Source organism: Marinomonas spartinae, from assembly GCF_900089775.1.
Taxonomy (GTDB): Bacteria; Pseudomonadota; Gammaproteobacteria; order Pseudomonadales; family Marinomonadaceae; genus Marinomonas; species Marinomonas spartinae.
Window position 1 is genome coordinate 58,996 of the sequence record NZ_FLOB01000008.1, and the last position, 17,074, is coordinate 76,069.

Below are 17,074 nucleotides of genomic sequence, written 5' to 3' on the forward strand. Positions count from 1 at the left end.
ATTATTTGGACTGAGTGTTATTAATATCGGAGAGTGTCTCTAGCGCTAAATTCAGCATCAAAACATTTACTCTTGCCTGACCAAAAATAGCCCATTGAGGGTGTTCAATGTGCTGATCAACTAATTTTTTTACCGCATTAACAGACAAATGCCGTTGCGCGGCCACCCTATCCACCTGCAACAAAGCTGCTGCTGGAGAAATATCTGGATCCACACCTGAACCGGATGCTGCCAATAAATCCACTGGAATTTGACTCGCAGTAACATGATCCGATGTCTGAATCGCCAAACTACGTTGCTCCACTTCTGCGCGCAATTTAAGGTTACTCGGCGCAAGGTTGCTACCGCCGGTAGACTTTGGATCATAACCTACTGCACTAGGGCGCCCATGAAAATAATCTGCACTTTGAAATAATTGACCAATCAATTTCGAACCAACAGGTTTGCCATTATGGTCAATCACACTGCCCGTTGACTGAAAAGGAAACAGTGTTTGCGCTACCATAGTGACACTACCTGTATAAATAATACCGCAAAGCACCAGCATCACTAGTGACATTCTGACAGCCAAAGCGATTTGTTTGGATAAACCACCTTGATGCCATTGAATAACACCCTCATGTAAATCGTCTGTTACTTTTGCATTCATGATCGTGGCTCCTAAAAAAATGAACTGATAATAACATCAAGTATCTTTATGCTAATAAAAGGCAACAACACACCACCAAGCCCATAGACCAGCATATTGTTTCTTAACAACTTCTCAGCCGTAATCGCTCTGACTTTAACCCCTTTCAATGCAAGCGGAATTAAAGCGGGAATAATCAAAGCATTAAAAATCAATGCCGCAATAACGGCCGATTGTGGGCTATGGAGATGCATCACATTGAGTGTTCCAATGATTGGAATCGCGGTGACAAAAATCGCCGGCAAGATAACAAAATACTTTGCCACATCGTTTGCAAGAGAAAAGGTCGTTAAAGCGCCGCGTGTAATTAATAGCTGCTTACCGATTTCAACAACGGACAGTAACTTCGCAGGGTCGGAATCCAAATCCACCATATTGCCAGCTTCTTTCGCCGCTTGTGTGCCTGAGTTCATAGCAAGCCCAATGTCCGCTTGTGCTAAAGCAGGCGCATCGTTTGTTCCCTCCCCCACCATGGCAACTAAGCGCCCTTTGGCTTGTTCTTCACGAATCAAAGCAAGCTTATCTTCTGGTTTGGCTTCGGCGATAAAGTCATCCACGCCGGCTTGCGCCGCTATAACCCCAGCCGTCACGGGGTTATCGCCAGTTACCATGACAGTGCGGACACCTAAGGCTCTTAGTTGGGCAAAACGCTCTGCAACACCTGGTTTCACCACATCGGATAAGGCAATCACCCCTAAAACGGCTGTATTCGAAGCAACGACCAGAGGTGTGCCTCCCTGTTTAGCCACTTTGCGGACCAGACCATCCATATCATCAGGCCAGGATAATTGGTGATCTCGCGCCCACGTCTTCATGGAATCACTCGCTCCCTTCATCATCAAAGAGCCGTCAACGAGCTGAACACCAGAAATACGAGTTTTCGGCGAGAAAGGAATAAATTCCGCATCCGCAGGCGCTTCAGGTTTATCAATGCCTTTGTTTTCCGCGAGCAAAACCACAGATTTCCCTTCAGGGGTTGGATCATCAAGGGACGACCACACCGCCGCTTTAATCATCTCGATGCTATCCGCATCTTTGGAGACCAGAAACTCCGTAGCTTGTCGATCACCAAAAGTAATCGTGCCTGTTTTATCCAGTAGTAAGGTATCAATATCACCAGCGACCTCAACCGCTTTCCCCGACTTTGCCACCACATTGGCTTTCAGCGCACGGTTCATGCCCGCAATACCAATGGCGGGTAACAAACCACCGATGGTCGTCGGAATAAGGCAAACCAGCAAAGCTATCAGCATGGTGTCATCCAAACTGGCTCCCATAAAGTGCGCCATCGCAGGCAGAGTCATGACAATCAATAAAAACACAGCACTTAGCGAAGAAAGCAAAACAGTCAGCGCTGTTTCATTCGGTGTTTTTTGTCGCTGAGCACCCTCAACCAAACCAATCATACGATCCAAAAAACTGTTACCAGGGTCATTCGCTACTTCCAAAACTACTTCACCACTGAGCAATTTTGTGCCACCGATGACACTAGAGTGATCTGTGCCAGATTCTCTCAATACCGCTGCCGATTCGCCAGTCACCGCAGACTCGTTCACTGTTGCCACTCCGACAATAATGTCACCATCAGCCGGAATATATTCGCCTGCCCTGACTTTGACTCGATCGCCTTTTATCAGATCAGCAGCAGCCACCCAGCTTTCACTTTCACCTTTGATACGACACGCCTTGAGAGATTGCTTTGCAGAACGAAGACTAGAGGCTTGACCTCGGCTTTTTGCCTCAGCTACTGACTCGGCCAAGTTCGAAAACCAAACTGTTAAAAACAAAATGATGGTCGTAATCAGCGCCATAGCATAAGGCTTATCTTGCACGGCTTGATATAGCGTCATGGCTGCACTTAACAAGGTACCCACCCAAACGATAAACATCACAGGGCTGGACGCCATTTTTAGTAAAGACAGTTTTTTTAATGAGTCCACGCTTGCTTGGCGCAACTCAGACATTGTCATGGTTTGAACTGTTTGATTTTTCATTGATTAATTCCCCACATGAACAGCAGACAATTGCAATGCTTCGCCGATAGGTCCAATGACTGCGGCAGGAAGAAAAGACAACACATTAATAACCAGGATGACGGCAATCAGCGTGACACAGAACGTTGGTGTTTCTAATGTCAAACCACCAGAACTGGCTGGAGTCACACGTTTTTTCGCCATGAGTCCAGCGATCATTAAGGGAATAACAAGAGGCAGGTATCGTCCTAACAGAATCATAAAAGCCGCACTGAGATTCCACCATGGCGTGTCATTTTTCAACCCTGCCATGCCAGAACCATTATTCGCAAACGCTGAGGCATACTCATAAAAAACCTGTGAGATTCCATGAAATCCTGGATTACTGTTCCCCGTAATACTTGGGAAAGACACGGCAATGGCAGTAATCCCAGAATACACAAGGCAGGCAGCACGATTAAGCTAGATAGCGGAGTCACTTCTTTAGTTTCAATTTTGCGTCCGAAAATTTCTGGCGTACGACCTATCATCAAACCAGATAAAAAGACCGCCAACCATACATAGACAATGAAGTTAACAAAGCCACACCCAACACCACCCCATATCGCATTAACCAGCATTCCTGAGCGCGCCATCAAACCACCGAGTGGATTGAAAGAATCCATCGAGGCATTCACTGAACCATTCGAAGTTTGTGTGGTTAATGCTCCCCATAAGGCGGAAAGTTCGGGGCCGAATCTCACCTCTTTGCCTTCCATGTTGGGACCCATTGCACTGGCTCCAACAAATGCGGCATTGGCTTGATTTTCACTGTAAATTGTCGCTGCTGTAAAAGACACACTGAGAATGGCCATAGTAGCAAAGGACATCCACGCAAATTTTTTGCGTCCAATCAGCCCCCCTGCCATAAAAACAACAGCAATAGGAATCAGAACAATGGCAATGGTCTCAATCACATCGCTCAAAGGCGTTGGATTTTCTAACGGGTCGGCGCTATTTGATCCATACCAGCCCCCACCATTGGTTCCTAGTTGCTTAATCGCTGCCATGGCAGAAACAGGGCCAACAGGAATTGCCTGCGATGACATGGATGACTGAGTATCCAGGGGCTGGACATGTTGCGCTCCGGAAAAAGTACTCGGCACACCTTGCCAAGCAAGCAAGAGCGCAACAATAAGAGACAAAGGCAGAAAGACACGCACTACGCCACGAACCACATCAACATAATAATTACCAAGGTCCCGCTCTTCTCCTTCTTTGGCTGTCTTATTATTCTTACCACCTGTCATGCCACGTAATACAGCCACGCAAATCGCCAACCCCATCGCCGGCGAAACAAATTGTAGTGTCACAATAAGAAAACCTTGGGATAGATAAGAAAGCTGAGCTTGACCAGCATAGTGCTGTTGATTGGTATTGGTAATAAATGATATAGCGGTATGCAATGCCAAATCCCAAGAAAGGGGCCCAATATGATCTGGATTAAACGGCAGTACTTGCTGGAATTTAAGAAGCAAAAACGCCACGACACCTAAAATCAGATTGCTCATCAAAAATGCCATACCGTAAGTACGCCACGTCATAGACTCATTTGGACTCACTCTCATCAGGCGATATAGAAGTGATTCAATAGGAGAGAAAAATCCATCGGTTATGTGTTTTTGTCCAGAAAACACTCCTGCCATATAGGATCCTAGTGGAATGGCCAACGCCACTGCAATTAGGCAGATCAGCACAATTTCAAACATAATCTTGCCTCTCTAAAACTTTTCTGGTGCAAACATTGCCACCATCAGATAAATAAAAAGCACAATGGATAGAACCAGCAGTAACCACGCCATTTTCTGTCTCCTCATGGATGTAGTAGATAAGGAGACAATAGAGATGAACGGCGTAAAATATCTAGATAGATATCTTGAGAAGGCGTAAAAAATCCATAAAGACTGACATAGCATCAAGCTTTATTGGTGCTGCATAGAGCGTTTATTGAAGAGGCTTATAGAACAAAATAGAAAATAAAAAAGCGCTTTTTAGGACAAGTCCAACAAAAAAGCGCTTTCATTGCAGTAAATATCGTAGAGCGCATCACGAACACCTTAGTAGGTTTTCTTATTTTTGCTCTTATCAGATGATTTTGCTGGTGCCTGAACTGAATGTTGAACGTATTCTTCTAAAATACCTGCTGTAAAGGCTTCACGCTCAGAAAGAGACGAAATACTCTCCGCTTCCCAGTTTATAAGGCGAATAAATACTGAATACTTTTTGATGTATTCATAGCCAACGTCTCGAACACTGATACCATGACTATCCATCAAATGTATCACTTGTTCTAGATTTTTTTGGGTTTCAAATTGTCCTCCTTCATTCGCAGCAATCAACAATCGCTGAATATGCTGAATGGGGTTCTCAGAGGCTTTAGACTCCTTTTTTGAAGCGCTGGCAGTCAAAAATTTGTCCAGCATCTCTTCGGTGTATATCTCTCTTTGATGGATATCGTCAATTTGTGCGGTTTCTCGCTCCAGAAGACGGATAAATAAACTTTTATTTTTTATATCGGAAAACTCTAAATCTTTTAAGGACAAGCCGTTGTCTTGCATAATATCCAGCACCGTTGCATAAGATTCCGACGACTCGGGACTCGAAGAAACAGCTAACGCAAGATGGTTACGTAGCTCGTGCATTATTTTCGCCGCACGATAATCTTCCTTACGCTGCAAATGCTGCTTAAAAGCCTCAACATGCTGATTAAGCGACTGTGTCAGCGACTCAAAGCCATGCAATGCTTCTTGCTCGTCTCGCAAGCTGGATAAACGAATACGAGCTCGTTCTTGCTCCCATGCCTCATGCGCTTTGGCGCGCGCTTGAAAGGCGCGTTCCATGGCTTCTTCAAAACTTTGCTCAATACGCGCACGCTCAGATCGTTCCTGTAATTCCTCTTGCTCTTGCTCTAAACGATAACTCTTTTTAACCAGCAACTTTTCTTCTGCCAGTTGCAACTGCTGTTTAAGAGCGTCCATCTGGGACTTCACTTTGGCCTCATCAAAATCTGCCAAGCGCTCATAAACCTTAGACCAGTACTTATCATCAGAAAAAGGAATGGTTGGATCGCTGGTTGAATATTGAGTTCTAAGAGTATCGGCAAATTCTTGTGTATTAGGGCGAAACGCCTGCGCTGCATCAATAACATTATCAGATGACATGGTTCCAGATGTCACATTTGTGCTCGATAAAGTGGATTCCTTTGAATCTGAAATAGGCTGCTCTTTATCTAAGTGAAGATCTTCCATCGGCTCCGCTACCTTTTCCTTAGGGGCTGTACTTTTATCATCATTTAGCTCTGGCGACTCTGCTGTTTGGTTATGTTCAGCTGACTGATTTTGCTTTGTATTTGTAGTAGGGGCTTCATCATGGGCCTGTTCACTATTACTCTCAGCATCAGCGTCCGACACTTTGAACTCAAAGTCGTCCTTTTCCTGTGCTTTTTTTGCTCCTGATTGCTCACTGTATGAGTGTTTAACCGCTTCTGCAAAAGGATCTTCCATTGATGAGTTAGCCCCCTCAACTAACCCTTCTTCAATATCATCTAAAATGGTCCTTACCGACGCATAAGCCTTACTCGGATCAGCCGTCTTTTCACTGAAGCGACGCTTAGAAACAGATTCTTGAAACACAGGATTAATCGGCACTTCTTTAGCGTGTCTTGGTGCCGCACCGCCCCAACTGACACGATATAACATGCTGGTATCACACAATTGCAGAATGGGTAATTCCCGCTGCAGTATAGAATATTGTCGAATCAAAGATTCCGCATGACGAAGCGCAACCACTGATTCACTTGAGTTCGTAGAAGTAGCAAGGTTAAGTAACTTAACAACCTTACTAATGGCTTTCTTTCTTCTGCGTATATTCATACAAATTGCCTTTCCAATATCAGCCAGTGTCGTCCATTAGTTAATAATACAGTTCACTATCGTCATCGGGTAGCGTCAAATCGTCTGACAATAGTGACCTAACCTTCTGCAAAATACTCGCCAATTCTTCTTGGGAATACGCAATGGCAGGCAGCTTTCCCCAAACAGGTTCAGGCCAAGAAGCATCGCCTTCAAATCTAACAATATGATGATAGTGGAGTTGCGTTACTTTATTGCCAATCGCGGCAATATTTAGCTTGTCAGCGGAAAAAGCATCGTGCAAGGTTTCACTTAACAGGCAGCTTTCTGCCATTAACATGCTGCGGTCCTCTTCAACCAACTGATATATCTCACTAATACCATTGCGTTGAGGTACTAGTATAAACCATGGATACTGGCGATCATTAATGAGTCGCACTTGGCATAATGGCAAATAACCAATCAAGACAGAATCGCGTTCTAGAGTGGGATTTAACTCAAACATCTTATACATTCCTATTTACATCAAAGCCTTTCATAAGCACTATAGCACTCCTACATTAAAATCACCCAAAGACTTGGAGTCAGCATGACTGATATGCAATGTGTTTTGGACGTACAAGCCAAATTAGCAGAATGCCCTCGCTGGGATGAACGCACCCAAACGCTTTATTTTGTTGATATTGATGCTTTCAAACTACACGCATTTGACATTAATGCAAACACCTTAGAAACTCGTCAATTCGATGAAGAGATTGGTTGCTTCTCGCTTTCTGAAACAGAAGGCTTTATTGCCGCCTTCCGGTCGGGTGTATACCAATTTGACGACTTCAATGGATCATTAAAGCCTTACTGGCTCGCAACTTACGATCAAAAAACGACACGCTTTAATGATGGTCGTTGTGATGCGAAAGGACGCTTTTTAGCGGGTACTATGTACAGCCCAAAAGATGCTTTTAAAGGAGCATTGCATCAATTTACAAATGGTCAGCAGCTCGTTCTCGATCAGGCTGCCTGGACATCTAATGGCCTAGCCTTCTCACCTAATAACAAAATCATGTATTATTCTGATACGCCTAATCATATCGTCTATCAATTTGATTATGATCTTGAGACGGGACAAGCCACCAACAAGCGAACCTTTATTGAGTTCCCCCGTGGCAATGGCCGTCCTGATGGAGCGGCGGTTGATAGCGAAGGCAATTACTGGTCAGCACTCTATCAAGGTCAGCGAGTGGTAAAAATCAGCCCTGACGGAATGATTTTAGAGGAGTATCCTGTTCCTGCTATTTACCCAACCATGGTCGCCTTTGGTGGCCCCGATATGAAAACACTGTTTGTGAGCACCTGCCGAGGCGCACAGACCGACGAAGAGTTACAACAATTTCCACAGGCTGGCGGTATTTTTGCCATTGATGTGGACATTGCAGGCTTAACTGAGCCACGCTTTGCTGGCTAAGACATTAACTTTATAAGACATAGACACTATTATCATGCGCGCAAGCAATTATTTATTTTCTACATTACGTGACACTCCAACCGACGCTGTTGTTACCAGCCACCAATTGATGGTTCGTGCTGGCATGATCCGCCAGATTTCTAAAGGCTTGTATACTTGGTTACCGACTGGCGTAAAAGTTTTCCGCAAAGTCGAGCGCATTGTTCGCGAGGAAATGCAAAAAGCTGGTGCGCTTGAAGTCATTATGCCGGGTGTACAACCGGCTGAGCTTTGGCAAGAATCCGGTCGTTGGCAAAAATATGGCCCAGAACTATTACGCCTAATAGACCGCCATGGTCGTGATTACTGCTTGGGCCCTACCCATGAAGAAGTCATCACCGAACTGGCTCGCAATGAACTCACCAGTTACAAACAATTGCCAGTGAATTTTTTCCAAATTCAAACCAAATTCCGTGACGAAGTTCGCCCTCGCTTTGGTGTTATGCGCTCACGTGAGTTCTGTATGAAAGACGCTTACTCTTTCCACATCAGCCCAGAGTCTTTACAAGAGACGTATGAGGTAATGCACAAAGCATACTGCAACGTCTTTGATCGTATTGGTTTGGATTATCGCCCTGTTCTCGCTGATACCGGCAGCATTGGTGGCGCTTACTCTCACGAATTCCACGTTTTGGCAGATTCCGGTGAAGACGACATTGCTTTCAGTGATGAGTCCGATTTTGCTGCCAATGTTGAGCTTGCAGAAGCAGTCACACCAAAAGAAAAAGCCAGTCCCGCCACCCAAGATATGACAGAAGTCTTCACGCCTGACTGTAAAACCATTCAGAAAGTGGCCGAGTTTCTAAAGCTGGATGTCACTCAAACAGTAAAAACCATGCTGGTTAAAGGTATCGACGAAAACGAAGAAAGCACCATTGTGGCCTTGGTTCTTCGTGGTGACCACAATATTAATGAACTGAAAGTTGAAAAACTAAAGGGTATCGTTGCCCCGTTCGAATTTGCCAGTGAGGAAGACATTTTCAACAAAATTGGCTGTGCACCAGGCTCTATTGGCCCACAAGGTCTGAAAGAAAAAGGCATTCGCATTATTGTCGACCGTTCAGCCGCGGTAATGTCTGACTTCTGTGCAGGCGCCAACAAAGACGACTACCACGTCACTGGCCTAAACTGGGACAGAGATTGCCCAGACTTTGAAGTGGCTGATCTACGCAATGTTGTCGAAGGCGACCCCTCTCCAGATGGTAAAGGTCACATTGTCATCAAGCGCGGCATTGAAGTGGGACACATTTTTCAACTGGGTCAACAATACGCAGAAGCCTTAAAAGCTACCGTGTTAGATGAAAATGGCAAAGCTCAGATCATGCACATGGGGTGTTATGGTATTGGTGTGTCTCGCATTGTAGCGGCAGCCATCGAACAAAACTTTGATGACAAAGGCATCCTTTGGCCTGAAAGCATTGCACCATTCAGCGTTGCCATTGTGGCGATGAACTATGATAAATCCGAAGCCGTACGTGCAGAGTGCGAACGCTTGTACACTGAGTTATCAGCAAAGGGTATCGATGTTCTTCTGGATGACCGTAAAGAACGCCCAGGTGTTAAGTTTGCTGACTGCGAGTTACTAGGTATTCCTCACCGTCTAGTGGTTGGTGACAAAGGTCTTGCAAACGGTACGTTAGAATACAAACATCGCTCTAAGGGCGAAAACCAAGATATAGCTCAGGCCGATGCGCTTGAGTTTATTGTTAAGCAACGAGCTTAAGCTTGACTCTCGGAAGCCGTCCAACCAAAAGTTAGACGGCTTCTCTCCCTCCCCTAATACAGTACGACAGATAACAGGAAGCAACATGACGACCATTTATCACAATCCTCGTTGTTCCAAATCCCGTCAAACACTCGCTTTGCTAGAAGAGAACGGCATTCAGCCCGAAGTGCGCTTATACCTAAAAGACGCACCAAGCATTGCAGAGATCAAAGAATTGATTGAACAGCTTGCTCTTTCTCCTATCGAGATGATGCGCACAAAAGAGTCTTTGTACAAAGAGCTTGGCTTATCTAAAGAATCGACAGACGAAGAACGTATTCAAGCCATGCATAGTCATCCGAGCCTAATCGAACGCCCTATTGTTATTCATAACGGTAAAGCGAAGATTGGCCGCCCACCCGAGCAAGTGCTGGAATTATTCTAATGGGTACCCCCTATGTTTTAATTTTGTTTTACAGCAAACATGGTTCAATTGCTGAAATGGCCAAACACATTGCTAGAGGCGTCAATAGTGTCGGTGGAATTGAGGCTAAAGTACGTCAAGTTCCTAATGTGTCAGAGACCTGCGAAGCAACCACACCTGAAATACCAGACGAAGGCTCTCCCTATGCCACATTAGACGAGTTGGCAGAGTGTTCAGGCTTAGCACTTGGTTCTCCATCGTATTTTGGCACTATCGCAGCACCACTTAAACACTTTATAGATCAAACCTCCATGCTTTGGTTGACTGGCCGTTTGATCGATAAACCCGCATGCGGATTTACAAGCGCAAGCAGCATGCATGGTGGCCATGAACAGTGTCTTCATTCGATGATGACGCCACTTTTACATCATGGCATGGTTTGGACAGGTTTGCCTTACAACAATAAAGCACTCCTTAGCACCACCGCAGGTGGGACACCTTATGGTGCAAGCCACCTTGCCAGCAATACGGACGAGCACCAGCTGACAAATGATGAGAAATCTCTATGTGAAGCACAGGGCAAACGCATTGCCGAGATGGCCATAAAACTGGCTAAATAGCCTCTCATTGATCCTCATCTCAAAATTACTCAATAAAAAAGGCGCAGTGACATCGTCTGTCACTGCGCCTTTTTATTTATCTCATCACTATGTAGATTGTTAGATACTTAAAATCTTGGTAACTCAATGTCTTTAAAAAGCTGCTCAGCATCTTGTCGATTAGTGGCTTCCATTGCCGCAACAACGATATCTTTGGTTAAATGAGGCGCAAATGACTCAATAAATTTATACATATAGCCACGAATAAAGGTGTTGCTACGAATACCGATTTTTGTGCAACTGTCTTCAAAAAGATGCGAAGCATCGAGGGCTACCAAATCAGAATCTTGCTCAGGGTCAAAGGCCATGGATGCCACAATACCCACCCCCAAGCCGAGACGAACATAAGTTTTAATGACGTCTGAATCGGCCGCAGTAAAAACGACATTTGGATCTAAGCCTGCCTCTTGGAACGCTTGGTCCAATTGAGAGCGTCCGGTAAAACCAAAAACATAAGTCACAATGGGATGCGCAGCTAATGCCTCTAAAGTCAATTTGCTCGATTGGGCTAGCGGATGCCCTTTGGGTACAACAACGCAACGATTCCACATATAACAAGGCAGCATGACTAGATTACCGAACAATTCTAGCGCCTCGGTCGCGATAGCAAAGTCCACTACACCATCATTTGCCATCTCGGCAATTTGCATAGGCGTCCCTTGATGCATATGTAGCGTTACATCTGGATAACTATCAATGTATTCGTGAATCACTTTCGGCAAAGCATAGCGGGCCTGGGTATGCGTTGTGGCAATATCCATGGCACCTTTGCGCTCATCGCTAAACTCATTCGCAACACGTTTAATATTTTGCGTTTGATTTAAGATCTCACCCGCTAGAGCAATGATTTTTTCACCTGCTGGGGTAATGTGGGTTAAATGTTTGCCGCTTCTTGCGAAGACTTCAATCCCCAGCTCATCTTCAAGCAAACGGATCTGCTTACTTACGCCAGGTTGTGAAGTATAAAGGCTTTGCGCGGTGGCCGAGACGTTCAAATCATGACGTGCTACTTCCCATATGTATCTTAGCTGCTGTAACTTCATCGGACACCTTATTCTAAAAAGAGTTAAAAACATAATAAAATATTACTTTATAGAATAGTAAAAAACCTCTAGTGTTTCCAGTTCGAATCGCCATAAAGACAGAGTACGATGGATTTTATTTGGTATATTTTAGCAGGCTCTGTTGTAGGGCTTGCCATTGGCATCACGGGAGTGGGCGGTGGATCGCTTATGACACCACTATTACTACTCTTTGGTTTCCCTCCCCATATTGCCATTGGAACAGATCTTATGTATGCAGGGATCGCCAAAAGCACAGGCGTTTATTTACATGCTAAAAAAGGCAATGTGAATTGGCGTATTGTTGGCGCTATGGCGGCTGGCAGCTTACCAGCCTCACTTATCACTATATGGCTACTATCTCAATTTGACAAGCCAGATAACTACCAACATATATTAACGACGACCTTAGGATTAATGTTGTTAATAACAGCACTTGTCATTACTTTTCGCAGTAAGTTACTAAGCAGTTTTGATTTGCGCTTATCGCAAAAAAGCAGTTTAAGACTGATTTTTGTTTGTGGCATTGCACTAGGGGTGTTAGTAACGCTGACTTCTGTCGGTGCAGGGGCGCTCGGTACCGCAATTATGATGATCCTCTTTCCCGTTATGCGAGCCAAGAACATCGTTGGTACCGACCTCGCTCATGCGGTACCACTTACATTAATCGGGGGAATTGGGCATCTGCTGCTTGGTAATGTGGACTATACCCTACTGGTCGGCCTTTTAATTGGCTCCATCCCAGCGATTTACCTTGGCACCTATGCATCCAGTTATCTTCCTAACAAGGTGTTGCAACCTCTTCTGGCCACGGCATTAATGGCATTTGGCCTAAAATACCTCTTCTTTTAAAAAAGAACCTAAAAATGAGGTGTAAGAAGGTTCATAAAAGACGTAAAACACGATAATGTTCCAACACGTAAAAAATAGTAACTAGGAATCCCTTGTAATGAGTAATCGACACCTTGAGGACTTAAATATTGCCTCATTCTCTCCTTTAGTCACGCCAACAGAACTAAAGGCTGAGCTACCTGTTAGCGAGTCCGTAAGCAAAGCAATTGCGCAATCTCGTGAAACAATAAAAAACATCATGGATGGTAAGGATCACCGACTTGCCATTGTCATCGGGCCCTGCTCTATTCATGACCCAGAAGCCGCCCTTGACTATGCAAGACGCTTGAAAGCATTGGCTGAAAAAGTAGATGACTCAATTTATATCATCATGCGTGCCTATTTTGAAAAACCAAGAACCACGGTCGGCTGGAAAGGCCTTATTAACGACCCCAACCTTGATGGCACCTTTGATATTAATAAAGGCTTGCGTATCGGTCGTAAGTTATTAATTGATCTTGCGGAACTTGGTTTGCCATTGGCCACCGAAGCCCTTGATCCCATTTCCCCCCAGTATATTCAAGACCTGATCAGCTGGTCAGCCATTGGCGCTCGTACAACAGAATCACAAACGCACCGAGAAATGGCGTCTGGCCTATCTGGCCCTGTAGGCTTTAAAAATGGTACAGATGGCTCAATGACAGTAGCAATCAATGCGATGCAGTCCGTTTCACATCCACATTCCTTTTTGGGAATTAATGAAGCAGGCCAAGTCACGGTTGTTAACACCAAAGGCAATGACTACGGACATGTTGTCTTGCGTGGCGGTGGCGGTAAACCCAACTACGAAGCGCAATTTGTCATTGAAGCAGAAGAAGCGCTTGCCAAAGCCAACCTGAAAGCGAACATCATGGTAGATACATCCCATGAAAACTCTAGTAAAAAACCAGAACGCCAGGTCATCGTCGCCGAAGACGTTACTCAACAAATTCTCGATGGTAACCAATCCATTATGGGATTAATGATTGAAAGTAACATTGGCTGGGGTAATCAAAAAGTCCCCGCTGAGAAAAAAGACCTCACCTACGGTGTATCCATTACAGATGCCTGCATCGACTGGCAAACAACGGAGCAAACAATTGGCGACATGGCCAATGCATTAAAATCTGTGTTGCCTAACCGAAATCGCTAATTAACACCTTTATAGCACGTGTTTCAAAACGAAAAAGGGACGATATTTTTATCGTCCCTTTTTACATGCAACTGTATTGTCCTGTGCATACAAACATAAGCCCCCACAGGATAAATTCAATACGATAACAGTCGTTACATAAATGCATTATCCGTAACGGTATGGTCGGTTGCATCTTTTACAGCAGTTAACCCTGCTACTTTTTCAATCAAGGTTTTCTCAACACCTTCTTTCAAGGTTAAATCAACAGCACTACAGCCCTGACAACCACCGCCAAAACGAAGCACTGCCACTTGGCCATCTATGACTTCTACCAAGGTCACCTCACCACCGTGGGCGGCAAGGCCTGGATTAATATCCGAGTACAGAACATAATTAATTTGATCTTCGATTGGGCTGTCTGCTGAGACTTTTGGCATCTTGGCGTTGGGGGCTTTAATGGTTAACTGCCCTCCCATCTTCTCTGTGGCATAGTCTATATAGGCTTCATCTAAAAAATTCACTGAATTTTTCTCAATGTAGACTTTCAATTTAGGAAGATTCAAAATTTCGTCTGTCTCATTCACTTCATCAGGACGGCAGTAAGCAAGACAAGTCTCCGCATAAGGCGTACCTGGTTGTTGGATAAAAATACGCACAGCAATGCCCTCTACACCCTGTTTTTCCAGTAGTGAAGCAAGGTAATCTTGAGCGCCATCAGTAATAGTAATATTCATAACAACCCTTCTAAATCAGTCATTCATCTAATGGCACCATAGTAACGCAGATTGACTATAAAGCCAAAGACCAACTAAAAAAGTAGGGTATTTTTCCACTATTCACTTTGCTTAAACGGTTAATGAGAGGAGTTAATTAATCGAATAAGCCTTATTAGAAAAATCGCTAAAGATATAGATAAATATTCATTTTTAGAATAAAGGAAATTTGCTAGAGTAGCACAATTAAAAATTTATTAACCACGGCTTATTCTCTATGTACCAATACGACGCAATTGACCAACAGCTTGTTAATGAGCGTGTAGCACAGTTTCGCGACCAGACACGCCGCTACTTAAATCAAGAACTAGGTGAACAAGAATTCTTACCGCTGCGCCTGCAAAATGGCCTTTATATACAGCGATATGCGCCTATGTTACGCATTGCTATTCCCTACGGTATGCTTTCTAGTGATCAACTTCGAACGTTAGCGGGTATCACTCGCCGCTATGACAAAGGTTATGGTCACTTCAGTACTCGCCAAAACTTACAATTGAATTGGCCAAAACTTGAAGATGTGCCAGATATTTTGGCTGAGCTTGCTCAGGTGCAAATGCACGCCACGCAAACCAGTGGTAACTGTATTCGTAATACAACAACAGACCAATACGCTGGCGTTATCGCGGATGAAGTCGTTGACCCCCGCCCATACTGTGAATTGATTCGCCAATGGTCTACTTTCCATCCTGAATTCGCTTTCTTACCGCGTAAATTTAAAATTGCGGTAAATGCTACAGAATCGTCTGACCGCGCTGCAGTTCAAGTGCACGACATTGGCCTACAAATTAAGAAAAATGACGCAGGTGAAATCGGCTTTAAAGTCATTGTCGGTGGTGGCTTAGGCCGCACCCCAATGGTGGGCTTAACCATCAATGAGTTTGTGCCACGGGAAGATTTATTAACCTATCTAGATGCCATCATTCGCGTCTACAACCAAAAAGGCCGTCGCGACAATAAATACAAAGCTCGCATTAAAATTTTGGTTAAAGCCATGGGCATTGACGAATTCCGCAAACTAGTCGATGCAGAATGGAGCCATATCCGAGGAAAAGAAAGCACGGTTCCAATGAGCGAGTTCACACGGTTACAAAGCTTTTTTACTGAACCAAATTATGAAGCGTTAACAGACAATCCTGAAGTACTTACTGCCAAGCTAGCGGACAGTGCAGGCTTTGCTCGCTGGTTTGAGCGTAACACCTTTGCCCACAAAAAACCTGGCTACCGTATTGTCACTTTATCACTGAAAAAACCAGGTCAAGCCCCTGGTGATGCCACCGCAGAACAAATGGAGAAAGGGGCGGATTTTGCCGATCAGTATAGTTTTGGTGAGCTAAGAGTTAGCCATGAGCAAAACCTTGTGCTTGCAGATGTGCGTCAGGACCAACTAGTTGAGCTATGGGAAGCGGCTAAAGAAGCCGGTTTTGCAACCCCTACCTTGGGGCTACTAACGGATATGATCTGTTGCCCAGGCGGTGATTTTTGTGCGTTGGCTAATGCAAAATCCATCCCGATCGCAGAACAAATTCAAGAAACATTTAGCGACTTGGATTATTTATACGATTTAGGCGACATTGACTTAAACATTTCAGGCTGTATGAATGCTTGTGGTCACCATCATGTTGGTAACATCGGCATTTTAGGTGTTGATAAAAAAGGTGAAGAGTTTTATCAAATTTCCATGGGCGGCTCCTCTGGACATGACGCCAGTATTGGCAAAATTCTCGGCCCTTCATTTGCACAAGAAGAAATCAGCAGCGTGATTCAAAAGCTGATGGATGTCTATGTAAGCAATCGCACAGATGAAGAGCGTTTTATCGATACCTTCCGTCGTATAGGAATGGCACCATTTAAAGAGGCCGCATATGCTAAAGTTAATTAAAAATGGCAAGATTATCGACAATGAGCAAATCTGGATTCGGGATAATGATACAGCCGTGTCTAGCAACGCTATTGTACCTTTAGCGAGATGGCTTGCAGAACGTGAAGTCATTGGTAAGGTTGCCGGCATTTGGATAGATGCAGGAGAAGGTGTGGAACAGCTAGAAGGCGTAGATCTTGCTCAATTCTCTGTCATCGGCATCAATTTCCCAGCCTTTACTGATGGTCGGGGCTTCAGCTACGCTCGACTATTACGAGAACGCCTTAACTATCAAGGCGAAATTCGAGCGTTAGGAGATTTCATTCCAGACCAGCAAGGTTATCTTTTGCGCGTTGGCTTTAATGCCTTCCAGTTCAATGATGATGTGGATCTGGAAAAAGCCTTGTTACTAAACAAAAGCTTTTCTGTTGGTTATCAAGGGGATGCAATAGATCCCAAACCGATGTTTTTGCGTCGTTAAAGATTAAATTTTTTGTCAGCACTCTAATAAAAGGCCCATTCTTGGGCCTTTTTCTATTG

At 44.4% G+C, this 17,074-nt stretch carries 15 protein-coding genes and 1 pseudogene; 8 read left to right on the top strand and 8 right to left on the bottom strand.

Going from position 1 to position 17,074, the window contains the following annotated elements:
- Position 1: 1 nt before the first annotated feature.
- From kdpC to MSP8886_RS15485, 6 genes and pseudogenes are all read right to left on the bottom strand, one after another.
- The gene (gene kdpC / locus MSP8886_RS15460; RefSeq protein ID WP_083200983.1) at positions 2–649 is read right to left on the bottom strand and encodes a potassium-transporting ATPase subunit KdpC; all 648 of its coding nucleotides are present in this window, start codon (positions 647–649) and stop codon (positions 2–4) included.
- 11 nt (positions 650–660) lie between these two features.
- Positions 661–2,682: a potassium-transporting ATPase subunit KdpB gene (gene kdpB / locus MSP8886_RS15465; RefSeq protein WP_067018050.1), complete on the bottom strand. Its 2,022-nt coding sequence runs from the start codon at positions 2,680–2,682 to the stop codon at positions 661–663.
- 3 nt (positions 2,683–2,685) lie between these two features.
- A pseudogene (gene kdpA, locus MSP8886_RS15470) lies at positions 2,686–4,409 on the bottom strand (potassium-transporting ATPase subunit KdpA).
- A gap of 12 nt (positions 4,410–4,421) precedes the next feature.
- A complete protein-coding gene (kdpF, locus tag MSP8886_RS22815) occupies positions 4,422–4,616 on the bottom strand; it encodes a K(+)-transporting ATPase subunit F (RefSeq protein WP_083200984.1) in 195 nt (64 codons plus the stop codon).
- A 141-nt stretch (positions 4,617–4,757) separates the two neighbouring features.
- Complete coding sequence (locus MSP8886_RS15480) at positions 4,758–6,572, bottom strand: DUF2786 domain-containing protein (RefSeq protein ID WP_067018054.1); 1,815 nt, start codon at positions 6,570–6,572, stop codon at positions 4,758–4,760.
- 40 nt (positions 6,573–6,612) lie between these two features.
- Complete coding sequence (locus MSP8886_RS15485) at positions 6,613–7,056, bottom strand: HIT domain-containing protein (protein WP_067018057.1); 444 nt, start codon at positions 7,054–7,056, stop codon at positions 6,613–6,615.
- Between the two features lie 84 nt (positions 7,057–7,140).
- Between MSP8886_RS15485 and MSP8886_RS15490 the strand changes: the two genes are divergently transcribed.
- From MSP8886_RS15490 to wrbA, 4 genes are all read left to right on the top strand, one after another.
- Positions 7,141–8,010 (top strand): SMP-30/gluconolactonase/LRE family protein, encoded by an 870-nt coding sequence (locus tag MSP8886_RS15490; protein ID WP_067018059.1) that lies wholly within the window; start codon positions 7,141–7,143, stop codon positions 8,008–8,010.
- A gap of 34 nt (positions 8,011–8,044) precedes the next feature.
- The gene (locus tag MSP8886_RS15495) at positions 8,045–9,772 is read left to right on the top strand and encodes a proline--tRNA ligase (RefSeq protein ID WP_067018060.1); all 1,728 of its coding nucleotides are present in this window, start codon (positions 8,045–8,047) and stop codon (positions 9,770–9,772) included.
- A gap of 85 nt (positions 9,773–9,857) precedes the next feature.
- Positions 9,858–10,199 (top strand): arsenate reductase (glutaredoxin), encoded by a 342-nt coding sequence (gene arsC, locus MSP8886_RS15500; RefSeq protein WP_067018062.1) that lies wholly within the window; start codon positions 9,858–9,860, stop codon positions 10,197–10,199.
- Positions 10,199–10,798, top strand: coding sequence for an NAD(P)H:quinone oxidoreductase (wrbA, locus tag MSP8886_RS15505; protein ID WP_067018063.1), 600 nt, complete (start codon positions 10,199–10,201; stop codon positions 10,796–10,798). Before arsC ends, wrbA begins: the two co-directional genes overlap by 1 nt.
- 107 nt (positions 10,799–10,905) lie before the next feature.
- Here wrbA and cysB read toward each other — a convergent pair whose 3' ends face one another.
- A complete protein-coding gene (gene cysB, locus MSP8886_RS15510) occupies positions 10,906–11,880 on the bottom strand; it encodes an HTH-type transcriptional regulator CysB (protein ID WP_067018065.1) in 975 nt (324 codons plus the stop codon).
- A 108-nt stretch (positions 11,881–11,988) separates the two neighbouring features.
- Between cysB and MSP8886_RS15515 the strand changes: the two genes are divergently transcribed.
- On the top strand, positions 11,989–12,750 hold the full coding sequence (locus MSP8886_RS15515; protein WP_067018067.1) for a sulfite exporter TauE/SafE family protein: 762 nt from the start codon (positions 11,989–11,991) through the stop codon (positions 12,748–12,750).
- A 97-nt stretch (positions 12,751–12,847) separates the two neighbouring features.
- Positions 12,848–13,921, top strand: coding sequence for a 3-deoxy-7-phosphoheptulonate synthase (locus tag MSP8886_RS15520; RefSeq protein ID WP_067018069.1), 1,074 nt, complete (start codon positions 12,848–12,850; stop codon positions 13,919–13,921).
- 134 nt (positions 13,922–14,055) lie between these two features.
- Here MSP8886_RS15520 and nfuA read toward each other — a convergent pair whose 3' ends face one another.
- Entirely contained in the window at positions 14,056–14,637 is a 582-nt protein-coding gene (gene nfuA, locus MSP8886_RS15525) for a Fe-S biogenesis protein NfuA (protein ID WP_067018071.1), read from the bottom strand.
- A 256-nt stretch (positions 14,638–14,893) separates the two neighbouring features.
- Between nfuA and MSP8886_RS15530 the strand changes: the two genes are divergently transcribed.
- Entirely contained in the window at positions 14,894–16,555 is a 1,662-nt protein-coding gene (locus MSP8886_RS15530) for a nitrite/sulfite reductase (RefSeq protein ID WP_067018073.1), read from the top strand.
- A complete protein-coding gene (locus MSP8886_RS15535; protein ID WP_067018075.1) occupies positions 16,539–17,015 on the top strand; it encodes a DUF934 domain-containing protein in 477 nt (158 codons plus the stop codon). The genes MSP8886_RS15530 and MSP8886_RS15535 overlap by 17 nt, the downstream gene beginning before the upstream one ends.
- The last annotated feature ends 59 nt before the right edge of the window (positions 17,016–17,074 follow it).

Coding starts and splice junctions, on each gene's coding strand:
- MSP8886_RS15515 (WP_067018067.1), top strand. CDS start 11,989: ATGGATTTTATTTGGTATATTTTAGCAGGCTCTGTTGTAGGGCTTGCC.
- MSP8886_RS15485 (WP_067018057.1), bottom strand. CDS start 7,056: ATGTTTGAGTTAAATCCCACTCTAGAACGCGATTCTGTCTTGATTGGT.
- wrbA (WP_067018063.1), top strand. CDS start 10,199: ATGGGTACCCCCTATGTTTTAATTTTGTTTTACAGCAAACATGGTTCA.
- MSP8886_RS15495 (WP_067018060.1), top strand. CDS start 8,045: ATGCGCGCAAGCAATTATTTATTTTCTACATTACGTGACACTCCAACC.
- arsC (WP_067018062.1), top strand. CDS start 9,858: ATGACGACCATTTATCACAATCCTCGTTGTTCCAAATCCCGTCAAACA.
- nfuA (WP_067018071.1), bottom strand. CDS start 14,637: ATGAATATTACTATTACTGATGGCGCTCAAGATTACCTTGCTTCACTA.
- cysB (WP_067018065.1), bottom strand. CDS start 11,880: ATGAAGTTACAGCAGCTAAGATACATATGGGAAGTAGCACGTCATGAT.
- kdpF (WP_083200984.1), bottom strand. CDS start 4,616: ATGCTATGTCAGTCTTTATGGATTTTTTACGCCTTCTCAAGATATCTA.
- MSP8886_RS15480 (WP_067018054.1), bottom strand. CDS start 6,572: ATGAATATACGCAGAAGAAAGAAAGCCATTAGTAAGGTTGTTAAGTTA.
- kdpB (WP_067018050.1), bottom strand. CDS start 2,682: ATGAAAAATCAAACAGTTCAAACCATGACAATGTCTGAGTTGCGCCAA.
- kdpC (WP_083200983.1), bottom strand. CDS start 649: ATGAATGCAAAAGTAACAGACGATTTACATGAGGGTGTTATTCAATGG.
- MSP8886_RS15490 (WP_067018059.1), top strand. CDS start 7,141: ATGACTGATATGCAATGTGTTTTGGACGTACAAGCCAAATTAGCAGAA.
- MSP8886_RS15520 (WP_067018069.1), top strand. CDS start 12,848: ATGAGTAATCGACACCTTGAGGACTTAAATATTGCCTCATTCTCTCCT.
- MSP8886_RS15530 (WP_067018073.1), top strand. CDS start 14,894: ATGTACCAATACGACGCAATTGACCAACAGCTTGTTAATGAGCGTGTA.
- MSP8886_RS15535 (WP_067018075.1), top strand. CDS start 16,539: ATGCTAAAGTTAATTAAAAATGGCAAGATTATCGACAATGAGCAAATC.